The 12,470-nt window shown below is 64.3% G+C and carries 11 protein-coding genes; all 11 read right to left on the bottom strand.

Features of this window, described 5'->3' with window-relative positions; translation table 11 throughout:
* Nucleotides 1-4: 4 nt before the first annotated feature.
* Nucleotides 5-1,240, bottom strand: coding sequence for an argininosuccinate synthase (locus ACUIAH_RS01100; protein WP_306221028.1), 1,236 nt, complete (start codon nucleotides 1,238-1,240; stop codon nucleotides 5-7).
* A gap of 59 nt (nucleotides 1,241-1,299) precedes the next feature.
* Complete coding sequence (locus tag ACUIAH_RS01095) at nucleotides 1,300-1,836, bottom strand: arginine repressor (protein WP_445341107.1); 537 nt, start codon at nucleotides 1,834-1,836, stop codon at nucleotides 1,300-1,302.
* A complete protein-coding gene (gene argF / locus ACUIAH_RS01090) occupies nucleotides 1,836-2,810 on the bottom strand; it encodes an ornithine carbamoyltransferase (RefSeq protein ID WP_313835478.1) in 975 nt (324 codons plus the stop codon). The genes ACUIAH_RS01095 and argF overlap by 1 nt, the downstream gene beginning before the upstream one ends.
* Before the next feature lie 54 nt (nucleotides 2,811-2,864).
* Complete coding sequence (locus ACUIAH_RS01085) at nucleotides 2,865-4,130, bottom strand: acetylornithine transaminase (protein WP_445341515.1); 1,266 nt, start codon at nucleotides 4,128-4,130, stop codon at nucleotides 2,865-2,867.
* Between the two features lie 7 nt (nucleotides 4,131-4,137).
* Complete coding sequence (argB, locus tag ACUIAH_RS01080) at nucleotides 4,138-5,085, bottom strand: acetylglutamate kinase (RefSeq protein ID WP_445341106.1); 948 nt, start codon at nucleotides 5,083-5,085, stop codon at nucleotides 4,138-4,140.
* Between the two features lie 71 nt (nucleotides 5,086-5,156).
* Entirely contained in the window at nucleotides 5,157-6,326 is a 1,170-nt protein-coding gene (gene argJ, locus ACUIAH_RS01075) for a bifunctional glutamate N-acetyltransferase/amino-acid acetyltransferase ArgJ (protein ID WP_445341105.1), read from the bottom strand.
* Nucleotides 6,323-7,417 (bottom strand): N-acetyl-gamma-glutamyl-phosphate reductase, encoded by a 1,095-nt coding sequence (gene argC, locus ACUIAH_RS01070; protein ID WP_445341104.1) that lies wholly within the window; start codon nucleotides 7,415-7,417, stop codon nucleotides 6,323-6,325. The genes argJ and argC overlap by 4 nt, the downstream gene beginning before the upstream one ends.
* Nucleotides 7,418-7,525: 108 nt before the next feature.
* A complete protein-coding gene (locus ACUIAH_RS01065; RefSeq protein WP_445341103.1) occupies nucleotides 7,526-8,116 on the bottom strand; it encodes a DJ-1/PfpI family protein in 591 nt (196 codons plus the stop codon).
* A gap of 23 nt (nucleotides 8,117-8,139) precedes the next feature.
* Nucleotides 8,140-8,757 (bottom strand): DUF4190 domain-containing protein, encoded by a 618-nt coding sequence (locus ACUIAH_RS01060; protein WP_445341102.1) that lies wholly within the window; start codon nucleotides 8,755-8,757, stop codon nucleotides 8,140-8,142.
* Between the two features lie 25 nt (nucleotides 8,758-8,782).
* Nucleotides 8,783-11,389: a phenylalanine--tRNA ligase subunit beta gene (gene pheT / locus ACUIAH_RS01055; protein WP_445341101.1), complete on the bottom strand. Its 2,607-nt coding sequence runs from the start codon at nucleotides 11,387-11,389 to the stop codon at nucleotides 8,783-8,785.
* 7 nt (nucleotides 11,390-11,396) lie between these two features.
* Nucleotides 11,397-12,464: a phenylalanine--tRNA ligase subunit alpha gene (gene pheS / locus ACUIAH_RS01050; protein WP_445341100.1), complete on the bottom strand. Its 1,068-nt coding sequence runs from the start codon at nucleotides 12,462-12,464 to the stop codon at nucleotides 11,397-11,399.
* Nucleotides 12,465-12,470 lie beyond the last annotated feature (6 nt).

Raw genomic sequence — 12,470 nt, 5'->3', positions numbered from 1 at the left:
CTGCTCACTGCTCTTGTCCGTCCTGTGCGATGCCGTTGCCGAAGCGCATGTCGCGTGCGGCGGCCACCTTGTCGGCCAGGCCGTAGATGGCGATGAACCCGTTGGAGGCGTTCTGGTCGAAGCTGTCGCCGGACTCGTAAGTGGCCAGGCTGTAATCGTAGAGGGAGCTGTCGGAGTGCCGGCCGGTGACCACGGCCCGTCCCCCATGCATGACCATGCGGATGCGGCCGGAGACATAGCGCTGGGTCTCCTCGATGAAGGCGTTCAGGGAGCGGACGGCAGGCGAGTACCACTGGGCGTCGTAGACCAGCTCGCCCCAGCGCTTGTCGATGTCGCGCTTGATCCGGTGCTGTTCGCGCTCCAGGCAGCAGTTCTCCAGCTCCTGGTGGGCGGTGATCAGGGCCACGGCCCCAGGTGCCTCATAGAGCTCACGGGACTTGATGCCCACCAGCCTGTCCTCAATCAGATCCACGCGTCCGATCCCCTGGGCTCCGGCCCGGCGGTTCATCTCCTCGATGGCCTCCAGAGGGGTGACGGCCCTGCCGTCGATGCGCACAGGGATGCCCTGCTCGAAGTCGATGGTCACCTCGTCCTCGACCGGCGGGAAGGCCGGATCATCGGTATAGGAGTATACGTCCTTGGTGGGCCCGTTCCAGGGATCCTCCAGGTAGCCCGTCTCGATGGCCCGTCCCCAGACGTTCTGGTCGATGGAATAGGGGCTCTCCTCGGTCTGCTCGATGGGCAGGCGGTGCTCCTTGGCGTAGGCGATCTCCACATCCCTCATCAGCCCCAGGTCACGAACCGGGCTGATGGCCTTCAGCGAGGGGTCGATGGACATGATGGAGACCTCGAAACGGACCTGATCGTTGCCCTTGCCGGTGCAGCCGTGGGCTATGGTGTCGGCACCGTACTGGTGGGCCGCCTGGACCAGATGCTTGGTGATCAGCGGTCTTGAGATGGCCGATACCAGCGGGTAGACGCCCTCGTACATGGCGTTGGCCTTGAGCGCCAGCATGCAGTAATCCCTGGCGAACTCGTCCCGGGCATCCACCACGACCGACTCGACGGCCCCGCAGTCCAGGGCCCGCTGGCGGATGGTCTGCAGACGCTCCCCGCCCTGCCCAACATCCAGGGAGACGGCCACCACATCCTTGCCGGTGCGCTCCTTGAGGTAGGGAATGGACACCGAGGTGTCCAAGCCGCCCGAGTAGGCCAGCACGATGCGATTGTTTTCGGTCATGGCGATCCTCTTTCCTTGTGATTTCACACTTGCAGATGCTGAATTCTTGTCTTCTGCGTTCATCGGGCCCTGGCTTCCTCCTGGCCGGAGACGATGGTCATGAGCCAGTCGGCCCGGGATGATGCCGCCTCATCGTTGGCAGCGATGATCAGAATCGTGTCGTCCCCGGCTATGGTGCCCAGAATCCCCTTGATGGGCTGGCGGTCCAGGGCGGAAGCCGCATACTGGGCGGCGCCGGCGGGGGTTCTGACCACGAGCAGGTTGCGGGCCCTGGCCACCGAGGTGATCAGCCCGGTCAGAATCTTGGCCAGATAGGCATCGGTCTTGTTCTCTCCCTCGACCTCAGGCCCCTCGGCGGCAGCTGCCTCCATGGCCTGCTGGTCGGTGGTGGCGGGAATCCAGTAGGCCATGCTCCCGTCTGCATACCGCAGCTTGGTGGCATGCAGGTCGTCCAGGTCACGGCTCAGGGTGGCCTGGGTCACCTCGATGCCCTGCTCTGCCAAGAGGGCCGACAGCTGCTGCTGGGAGTTGACCCGATGTCGGCTCAGGGCCTGGCGGATGGCATCCAGCCGGGCCACCTTGGTCGTCGGACGCATCAGCACACCCCCTGCAGGAGGGATTCGTCGCCCCGGGAGCGGGCCACCAGCCAGGTCATCAGGGCCTTCTGGGCGTGCAAACGGTTTTCCGCCTCGTCCCAGACCACGGACTGCGGGCCGTCAATGACCTCGGCCGTCACCTCCCGACCCCTGTAGGCAGGCAGGCAATGCTGGAAGAGAGCATCCGGGCGGGCATGGGCCATAAGTGCGGCGTTGACCTGATAGGGCTGGAAGGGATGGGAGCGAATGGCGTACTGGTCCTCCTCGCCCATGGAGACCCAGGTGTCGGTGAAGACGCAGTCGGCATCCTCCACAGCCTGAACCGGATCCGTGGTGACCAGAATGGATCCGCCGTTTTCAGCAGCCAGGGTCCGCGCCTGATCCACCAGGCTTGGATCGGGCAGGAAGCCGTGGGGGCCGGCAATCCGCACGTTCATGCCGGCCACTGCTCCGCCCAGCAAGTAGGAGTTGGCCATGTTGTTGGCTGCGTCGCCCAGGTAGGCGATGGTCATGCCGGCCAGGGCATCGACCCCGCCCCGGTGCTGGGCCAGGGTCAGGAAGTCGGCCAGAACCTGGCAGGGGTGGAAGGAGTCGGTCAGCGCGTTGATGACAGGCACGGTGGCATGGGCAGCCATGGTCTCCACCCGATCCTGGCCAAAGGTGCGCCAGACTATGGTGGACGTCATCCGCGTCAGCACCTTGGCGGTGTCCGCCACGGGCTCGCCACGGCCCAGCTGCGAGCCAGAGCTGTCGATGACCATGGGATAGCCGCCCAGCTGGGCCACGCCCACGCAGAAGCTGGTTCTGGTGCGCGTGCTGGGCTTGTCGAAGATGATGGCCACGGCCTGGGGGCCCTGATAGGGCTGGGACAAATAGGGATTTGCCCTGAATGCCATGCCCAGTCGAAGAACCTCCAACTGCTCCTCATGGTTGAGGTCGTCGTCACGCAGCATGTGCCGCAAACCGCTGTTCATCTCTGCCTCCCTATCGCTATGATCATGTACGTCATTGATGGCTGATCTCACTGATCATCCTGTTGCAAGCCCTTCCCCGAGACTGACCGGAGCCTTGGACAGGATATCCACGGCCAGGTCGATCTGGTCGGCCTGGATGATCAGGGGCGGGGCCAGACGCAGGGCATCAGGGGCCACAGCGTTAACGATCAGCCCGTGATCCAGGGCCCAGGAGGCCAGATCCCCGGCACAGGGGGCGCTCAGCTGGACCGCATCCAGCAGCCCTCTGCCTCTGACCTGGCTATAGAGGGGATTGCCGCAGTCGGTAAGGCCAGCGCGCAGCCTCTCGCCCATCTGCCGCGCCCGTTCCAGCAGGCCCTCCCGTTGGATGGTCTCCAAGGTGGTCAGTGCCAGGGCCGACCCCAGGGGATTGCCGCCGAAGGTGGATCCGTGCATGCCAGGGGTCAGCAGACCTGATGGCCCAGAGCCGAAGGTGATCATCCCGCCCATGGGGAAGCCGCCTGCCACCCCCTTGGCGAAGGTGAGCACGTCAGGGCAGGCTCCTCCGGACAGGCTCCGGTCCTGGAAGGCGAACCAGTGGCCGGTCCTGCCCATGCCGGTTTGCACCTCGTCCAAAATCATCAGGGCTCCATGCCGGCTGCAAAGCTCACGCACCTGCCGAACGTAGTCAGGATTCAGCGGCAGCACCCCGGCCTCTCCCTGGATGAGCTCCAGAATGACGGCAGCCACCGGCTCTCCTGAGGTCTCCCCCTGTGCGAAGGCCTTCTCCATAGCCTCGCCGTCTTCTGCCGGCAGAAAGCCCATGCCCGGGACCAGGGGCTGGAAGGGCTCACGAATGGCAGGTTTCCATGTCAGGCTCAAGGAGCCCATGCTGCGGCCGTGGAAACTATGGATCAGAGCCAGGATCCGGCCAGGGTGACCGCCCATGCGAGCGCCATGCAGCCGGGCAAGCTTGATGGCCGCCTCATTGGCCTCGGTCCCCGAGTTGGCGAAGAAGACGCGTGATCCCTCCGGTGCCTGAGCCAGGTCCAGCAGTCGTTCGGCCAGCTCAATCTGAGGCTGGGAGGCGAAGAAGTTGCTGATGTGAGCCATCTTTCCTGCCTGCTCAGCCAGTGCCTTGTTCCAGGCAGGATGGGCGTAACCCAGAGCATTGACCGCGATTCCGGCCATCATGTCCAGATAGCGGTTGCCGTCCAGGTCCCAGATCCAGGCGCCTCGGCCATGGTCCATGACCCTGCCCGGCCGTCCGAAGACCCGCATGTGGACGCGGTCATAGCGGTCTGCCCATTGACTGCTCTGCGGCCCCTCGGGGGTTCTCATAGGTGCATCAGCCTTCGTCATGGCTCCTCCTCATGATCATGTCCCGGCCTGGCACGACCACTGTGCCGATGCCGTTGCGGGTGAATATCTCGTTGAGCATGGAATGCGGCCGCCGCCCGTCGATGACGTGTGCCTCGCCCACCCCGGAGCGCACGGCCTGCAGGCAGGCCTCCATCTTGGGGCGCATCCCCTCATGCATGTCCTCCAACATGTCCTCAAGCCGGTCCACGCCGATGCTGGAGACCAGGGAGTCGGCCTGGGGCCAGTTGGCATACAGTCCCTCCACGTCGGTGAGAATGACCAGCTTTCGGGCCCCCAGAGCTACTGCCAGAGCGGATGCGGCCGCGTCGGCATTCACATTGAGCACCTGGGTGGGATCCTGCTCGTCAGGAGCCACAGAGGAGACGACGGGAATCCGACCGGCGTCGATCAGATCCTCGACGGCCGAGGCATCCACGCCCACGACCTCGCCCACCAGGCCCAGGTCGACTGGTCGGCCATCCGCCATGCCGGTGCGGCGGGCCGCACTGAACAGGCCGGCATCCTCCCCTGACAGGCCGACCGCCATGGGACCGTGAGCATTGATGGCACCGACCAGATCCCTGCCTACCTGTCCGGTCAGCACCATGCGAACCACCTTCATGGTTTCGGGGGTGGTCACCCGCAGACCGCCGCGGAAGACCGAGGGGATGCCCAGGGCCTGGAGCATGCGGGAGATCTGCGGGCCGCCGCCGTGCACCACCACCGGATGCATGCCCACCTGCCTCAGGAAGACCATGTCCTGAGCGAAGCACTGCCGCAGATGGTCGTCCACCATGGCATGGCCTCCGTATTTGACTACGATCCTCTGACCGGCGAACTCCTCCAGCCAAGGCAGGGCCTCGATAAGCACCTGGGCCTTGCGGGCATCGTCCAAGGCTGTTTCAGCTTCGGCATCCTGCTCGACATCCGCCATCCTCTTCCCCTTCCTTATGACCATCTTCCAATTGCTGCGGCTCTTGGCAGCGCGCCCGATCAGGTTTCCTGTCAGGTGTGGTAGTCGGCATTGATGGTCACGTATTCGTGGGTCAGATCATCCGTCCATACCGTGGCCTGGCTGTCGCCATGACCAAGGTCGATGTCGATATGGACCTCGGGAACGTGCAGGTCGACCAGCTCCGGATCCTGGCCGGGACGGCCTCCTTGGCAGACCGTGATGCCGTTGAAGCTGACATCCACATGGGCCGGATCATAGGCCGCCGTCGAAACCGGCACGGTGCCCAGCGAGGACACCACTCGGCCCCAGTTGGGGTCCTCGCCGGCCACCGCGCACTTGAGCAGCGTGGAGCCGGAGACCGCCCGTGCGCAGGCAAGGGCTGCATCCTCGTTCTCGGCACCGTCCACCTGGATGCGGATCCGATGCTTGCTGCCCTCACCGTCGGCCACAATCCGATGGGCCAGATCCGCGCAGGCCTGACCAAGCTTCTCCTGGAACTGGCCGGGGTCAGGCCGTACACCAGATGCCCCGGAGGCCATCAGCAGGACGGTGTCGTTGGTGGACATGCACCCGTCCACATCGATCCGGTTGAAGCTGAGCCGGCAAGCATCGGACAGGGCCTGGCGAGCCTGTTCCGGCTCCAGAATGGCATCGGTGGTGATTACGCAGATCATGGTGGCCAACTGCGGGGCGATCATCCCGGAACCCTTGACCATGCCGCCCAGCCGCCATCCGGAACCGTCCATAGCCACGGTCTTGGTGCAGGTGTCGGTGGTCAATATGGCCTTGGCGGCCTCTTCGCCGGCCTCCTGACTGGCCGACAACCCCTGGGCAGCCTGATCGATACCGGTCAAGATGGAGTCCAGGTGCAGCAGATGGCCGATGATCCCGGTGGAGCAGACGGCAACCCGCTCGGCGGGCAGGCCCAGTTTCTCACCTGTCCGCTCGGCCATGGCCCTGGCCTGGTCCAGGCCCTCGGGGCCCGTGCAGGCGTTGGCATTGCCGGAGTTGATGACCACGGCTCCAGCATGGCCTGCTTCCAAGATTCGGCTGGTCCAGACGACCGGAGCGGCCCGGAAACGATTGGGTGTGAAGACCCCCACAGCCGTGTCCAAGGGTCCGCTGTTGACGACCAAGGCCAGGTTGCGGCGCTGTGAGCCTCCCGGACGATGGGCGATGGCCGTGCCGGTCCGGAAGCCTGCAGGGTAGGTGATGCTCATGGTGCCACTCCTATGGTTGTCAATCCGGTCTCCTCGGGCAGGCCCAGAGCCAGATTCACGGCCTGGAGGGCCTGGCCTGCGGTGCCCCGGGTCAGGTTGTCGATGGCGGCGAAAGCGTAGAGGCGGTCGGCGCGCTGGTCCACAGCTATTTGGACCTGGGCCCGGTTGGAGCCATACACATCGGCCGTGGAGGGAAGCCTGCCCTCGGGGAGCAGATCGATAAACTGCTCGTCGGCATAGATCTCTTCCCAGACGGAACGAATATCAGCCATACCCATGCTCTGTCCACGCGCGCTCAGCTTGGCTGACACCACAGCCAGAATCCCCCTTGACATGGGGACCAGTATGGGGGTCAGCCCCAAGCGGATGGATTGTTTCCCAAGACCCCCGAGGTTGGGGTCCGCAGCTGCGGCCTTGCGCAGGTTCTGCAGAATCTCAGGGATATGCCGATGGGTGCCTCCGACCGAGTAGGGATGGGCTGAATTGATGGCCTGGGCTGCCAGCAGATCCATTCTGCCGCCCGAGCGCCCAGCGCCCGAGTAGCCGACGGCAAGGTCGGCCACCAGATCATCGGTCTGCACCAGTCCGGCGGCCAAAGCGGGTTGGAAGGCCAGAGTGACTGCCGTGACATTGCACCCAGGACCAGCGATCCGCCGGGTCTGTCCAAGCAGCTGACGCTGGCGGCCGCCACCCGGATTGAGCAGCTCAGGCATCCCGTAGGTCCACGGGCTTGAGAAAGGCCCTCCGTAGTAGTCTTGCCAGTCGCCTGGATCCTCCAGCCGGTGATCAGCCCCCAAGTCGACCATCAGCGATTGCGGATCCAACTGCTCGGCCAGGGGGCCAGAAGCCCCGTGAGGCAGGGCCAAAACCACCAGATCATGGCCGGCCAAGATCTCCGGCTTCGTATCCTGAATCTGCAGCGAGGCCAGCGACTCCGGAAGGTTGGGCGAGAACTCCCCCAACAGTCGACCAGCGGAGCCGTGACCGGTGACCGTGCATACCTGAAAGGCTGGATGGGCCGCCAATAGACGGATCATTTCCGAGCCGGCATACCCCGAAGCTCCCGCTACAGCCACCGTGTATTGCCGCATGAGTGCTCCCTTCATCGGGCACCATAATACATACTCATGCAGTAAAATGCATATTTATACAATTCGGCGTGTCGCTATGCACCTGCTTTAGCTGCGCGACACTGTCACCTATGCGAAGGGGTCATAACCGGAATCTCGGTTGCGGATGTATTCCATCTGCGTACTGGCCCTGTCCGCCGCCTCGGGCCCGCATGTGTCCTCCACAAAGGCCAGGGCCATATCGATGCCGGCCGAGATACCCGAAGAGGTGCGAAACTTTCCATCGACCACCCAGCGGGCATCCTTGATCCAATCCACGCGCTCCCCCGTGCCGACGACCCAGTCAAAGGCCAAGTCATTGGAAGTCGCACGCCGACCGTCGAGCACACCGGCGGCAGCCAAGAGAGCCGAGCCTGTGCAGACCGTCATTACCTGCGGCGACTGGGCGGCCAGGCTTGCCAACTGCCTAATCCATCGGTCGTTTCCAACCAGAGTTCGCGTGCCGGACCCGCCAGGTATCAGCAAAACTCCATTGGGATCGATCGCTTCGAGTCCTAGAGCTTCGACCCTGACGCCGCCCTCCCCGACTTTCACTCCAGGACCGTCCAAGGAGAAAAGCCGCACCCGGGCGCCATCAGTGTTGATGAAAACCTCAAAGGGGCCGAAAACATCCAAGGGTTCATACCCGTCGAATACGACAATATTGATATCCAAGCCCATCTGAATGACCCCCTGCTTAAATGTCAGGCGCTGACACCATCCCCGCCGGAGCCGCCGCCACCCGTCGAGGGCGACGGCATCATCTGCTGGTAGAAGTCGTTCAGAGAGACCCCGTTGACCAGCAGCCAGATCCAGGCCAGCGTGAAGAGCAGGTTGATGATCAGGGCAGCTATGGCCAATCCATAGCCCTTCATGTGCAATTTGCGGGTCCGATACATGGAAACGCCACCCAGCAAGGCGGGAATCACAGGCATGGGCAAAAAGAGGGCCATGAGGAAGGCGATGATGGCGCAGGGATCCCAGTGGCCGTAGACCGGATTTTGGGAGGGGTCGTTCAGATCGGGCATGCCCTGGGGAGGCCAGACCGGAGCGCCGGGACGGGCCTGAGGGCTCCCAGGGTTCCCAGGATTTCCGCCGCGACCGGGACCCGACTGCCCCGCCATGGGCATGGGCCGGTTGGCGGGGTTGCCCTGGGACGAATCGGATTCCTTGGCCTTGGGTTCGGGGTCTGGGCGACCGTAGATGTACGGATTCCATCCTGGATAACGATCGGCGCGCGCGCCGTACAAGGGCTGGTCGCCCCCATCATGATCCTGGCGGTCGGGTCCACCGGCTGTGCCCTGTTCTTGAGAATCCGTCATGTCCCTCGGTCCCGTTGATGCCCGGTCAGGCACGCAGCACGGCGCCCAGACCTGCAGTCTTGTCAACGATGGCCTGGCGCAGGGATTCGCTGTCCTCGGACGTCAAGGTACGGTCCGGGGCGCGGAAGGTGACTGCGAAGGCCAGCGATTTTGCATGCTCACCGATCTGATCGCCAGTGAAAACGTCGAACAGCTCGATGGATTCAAGACTAGACCCAGCCGCTTCTCTGATGGCGGAAGTCAGGTCGGCGGCCGAAACCGTTTCCGGCACGGTGAAGGCCAGATCCTGACGGACCGGCGGGAAGGTCGAGACCGGCTTAGCCTGCAGGGGCGTGTAGTCCAGGTGGTCCAGCACCATGTCCAGACTCAACTCGAAGGCGGCCGAGTGGGCGGGGAAGCCCAGAGCCTGATCAACCCGAGGATGCAGCTCGCCCACCATGCCGACAAGCGTGCCGTCATCCAGGACCAGCCTGGCGGTACGGCCCGGATGCCACTGGTCGGGCACCTGCTCAGCCGAGGGCTGCTCCAGCCGATAATGTGCTCCCAGCCTATCCAGGACACGCCGAGCGGATTCGACTGCATCGGTCCAGTCCACATCCCTGCTGTCCTTGAGCCAGCCGTCCTCCTGGGCACGGCCGGTCAGCAGGGCCGCCACATGCAGCCGTTGCTCTGGCAGACCCTGGTCCAGGCGGGCCAGATCCTCGTCGCTGGGCCGCACACCGCCCGGAAGGGTGGGCACCGCAGGAGCCTTGGGATCGCGACGGAAGACGTAGCCGATCTCGAAGAGACGCACATCCGTGTTGCCACGTCGCAGGTTGCGCTCCACGGTGTTGGCCAGCGGCAGCAACAGGCTCTGGCGCAGGTAGGGCCTGTCAGCGGCCATGGGGTTGGCAAGCTCCACGCTGTTGATATGGACCTCGTCAGGATCCATGCCGAAGGCCTTGAAATCATTGTCGCCGACGAACGGGTAGTCCAGAACCTCGGTCAGCCCATATTCGGCCAGGGTGTCAGCCACCCAACGGCGGCGCTGCTGGCGATCGGTCAGACCAACCGCACCTGACACCTTGGGCGATGGCACGGTGACAGGGATGCGGTCATAGCCCACCAGGCGGGCCACCTCCTCGACAAGATCACAGCCCTCGCCCAGGTCGGGCCTCCAGGTTGGCGGGGTCACCGACAGCCGGTCCTGAGGATCACCCTGGACCGTGCAGCCGATGTCGCGCAGAATGGCGACGATGCGCTGGGGCTCCACCTCCAGTCCGGTCAGACGTGCCACCTCGCTGACGGCAAAGTCGATGACCGGCATGGGCTTGGTCTGGTTCAAATCCAACGGAGCATCCAGGTCCTGGCCACCGGCAAGGCGATGCAACAGATCGGCGGCCATGGCTGCGGCGGCCGGTTGCATCTGCGGATCCACCCCACGCTCAAAGCGCTTGGAGGCCTCCGAGGGCAGCTTGTGGCGACGGGCGGTCCGTGCGATGGTCACCTGGTCGAAGTGGGCGGACTCGATCAGGATGTTCTTCGTCTGATCGGTCACCTCTCCATACAGGCCGCCCATAACGCCGGCCAGACCCAGGATGCGAGAACCCTCGTGCCCCTCGGGCGAGTCGGTGATGAGCAGATCTTCGGTGCTGAGCTCGCGATCCTTGCCATCAAGGGTGGTCAGGTGCTCGCCCTGCCTGGCCCTGCGGACGACGATGGGGCCGCTGAGCTTGTCCAGATCGTAGGCGTGCAGGGGCTGGCCCAGGTCCAGCATGACGTAGTTGGTGATGTCCACCGGCAGGCTGATGGAGCGCATGCCGGCCCGAACCAGCCGACGACGCATCCAGCTGGGAGTCGGCGCCTTGGGGTTGCACCCGGTCAGGGCCCGCAGGTAGTAGCGGTCGCATCCGGGCTGACCATGAATGGGATTGTCGTCCTCAACATGCACGGCCAGCGGAGCCTGATCCTCCTGCGTTGCGGAGGCTGGCACGGTCTTGTTCAGCTCAATCACCGGATCCGTGTACTCAGCGCCCGTGGAGTGGTGGTATTCGCGGGCAACCCCCCGGTAGGAGAAGGCGTAGCCACGATCCGGGGTGATGTTGATTTCAAGCACGGGCCTATTCATATGCAGGAGGCTCATGGCATCGTCACCGGGCTTGAGCTGCTCGTACTGCTCGGGGGTGAACCCGTAGTTGCGCAGCAGGATGATGCCCTGATGGTCCGAGCCCAGCCCCAGCTCACGCTCGGAGGCGCACATGCCGTCCGAGAGGTGGCCATAGGTCTTGCGCGGCTCGATGCGGAAGTCCCCAGGCAGGACGGCCCCCGGCAGGGTCACCACCACTTTCTCGCCCGCAGCCATGTTGGGGGCCCCGCAGACGATGCCCCGGGGCACCTTGCGGCCCTGGTCGTCCACAGCGTTGTACTGCTCGCCCACATCCACATGGCACCAGTTGATGGTCTTGCCGTTCTTCTGGGGCTCAGGCTCGGCATCCACCACATAGCCGACCACAATGGGGCCGGTCACCGTGGACTGGTGGATGTCCTCTTCCTCCAGACCGACCCGGACCAGGTCCTTGGCCAGCTGTTCATAGGTCAGATCCTCGGGGACCTGCACATGCTCCTTGAGCCAGTCGATATCTACCATTGGCATCTGACGGTCACTCCCCCATCTCGAACTGCTGGCTGAACCGCACATCGCCTTCGACCAGGTCGTGCATGTCGTTGATGTCGTGGCGCAGGAGCAGGGTGCGCTCCATGCCCACACCGAAGGCGAAGCCTGAGTAGCGCTGCGGATCCACGCCAGCCGACCTCAGAACATTGGGGTTGACCATGCCGCAGCCTCCCCATTCGATCCATCCAGGGCCGCCCTTCTTGTCGGGGAACCAGAGGTCCATCTCGGCGCTGGGCTCGGTGAAGGGGAAGTATGAGGGCCTCAGTCTGGTCCGGGCCTCGGGGCCAAACATGGCCACGGCGAGCTTGTCCAGGGTGCCCTTGAGGTCGGCCATGGTCAGATGCTCATCGACGGCGATGGCCTCGCACTGGTGGAAGACCGGGGTGTGGGTGGCATCCAGTTCGTCGGTGCGGAAGACCCTGCCCGTGCAGGCCACGTAGAGCGGTACGCCACGGGTTATCAGGGAACGGGCCTGGTCGGGCGAGGTATGCGTGCGCATGACCATGTTGGAGCCGACGAAGCCGGCGGCATCCCTGGCCTGGCTGCCCTTGACGTAGAAGGTGTCCTGCATCTGGCGGGCAGGATGGTCAGGGCCGAAGTTGAGCGCATCGAAGTTGTACCACTCGGCCTCCAGCTCGGGTCCCTGGGCAATGCTCCAACCCATGGAGACGAAGAAGTCCTCCACATCCTCCATGAGCTTGGACAGAGGGTGGCGGGCGCCCTGGGGACGGCGGTTGACCGGCAGGGTCATATCCACCTGTTCGGCGGCCAGGCGGCGGGACTCCTCCTCCTGGCGCAGCTGCCGCTCCTTGAGCCCGTAGGCGCGGCCGAAGTCAGCCTTGAGCTTGCCTGCCAGACGCCCGGCGGTCTTCTTCTGATCCGCTGGCAGCTTTCCGATGATCCGGCCGGATCCGGCCAGGGCGGAACCTGTCCCCGCATACTTGGCCTTGATCGCCTTGAGCTCTTCCAGATCGGAGGCTTCGCGAATCCTGCCGATGCCCTCGTTGACCTCGTCGGTCATCGCCGCGGGGTCGAATTCTTCCTGTGCCACCATGGACCT

The sequence above is a fragment of the Bifidobacterium sp. ESL0820 genome (assembly GCF_052606235.1).
The sequence above is the reverse complement of the archived record's forward strand: the minus strand, read 5'-3'. Positions and strand labels throughout refer to the sequence as shown.

Excerpts from the sequence above, each read along its gene's own strand:
- ACUIAH_RS01100 (WP_306221028.1), bottom strand. The coding sequence starts at position 1,240 with ATGACCGAAAACAATCGCATCGTGCTGGCCTACTCGGGCGGCTTGGAC.
- ACUIAH_RS01095 (WP_445341107.1), bottom strand. The coding sequence starts at position 1,836 with ATGCGTCCGACGACCAAGGTGGCCCGGCTGGATGCCATCCGCCAGGCC.
- argF (WP_313835478.1), bottom strand. The coding sequence starts at position 2,810 with ATGAACAGCGGTTTGCGGCACATGCTGCGTGACGACGACCTCAACCAT.
- ACUIAH_RS01085 (WP_445341515.1), bottom strand. The coding sequence starts at position 4,130 with ATGAGAACCCCCGAGGGGCCGCAGAGCAGTCAATGGGCAGACCGCTAT.
- argB (WP_445341106.1), bottom strand. The coding sequence starts at position 5,085 with ATGGCGGATGTCGAGCAGGATGCCGAAGCTGAAACAGCCTTGGACGAT.
- argJ (WP_445341105.1), bottom strand. The coding sequence starts at position 6,326 with ATGAGCATCACCTACCCTGCAGGCTTCCGGACCGGCACGGCCATCGCC.
- argC (WP_445341104.1), bottom strand. The coding sequence starts at position 7,417 with ATGCGGCAATACACGGTGGCTGTAGCGGGAGCTTCGGGGTATGCCGGC.
- ACUIAH_RS01065 (WP_445341103.1), bottom strand. The coding sequence starts at position 8,116 with ATGGGCTTGGATATCAATATTGTCGTATTCGACGGGTATGAACCCTTG.
- ACUIAH_RS01060 (WP_445341102.1), bottom strand. The coding sequence starts at position 8,757 with ATGACGGATTCTCAAGAACAGGGCACAGCCGGTGGACCCGACCGCCAG.
- pheT (WP_445341101.1), bottom strand. The coding sequence starts at position 11,389 with ATGCCAATGGTAGATATCGACTGGCTCAAGGAGCATGTGCAGGTCCCC.
- pheS (WP_445341100.1), bottom strand. The coding sequence starts at position 12,464 with ATGGTGGCACAGGAAGAATTCGACCCCGCGGCGATGACCGACGAGGTC.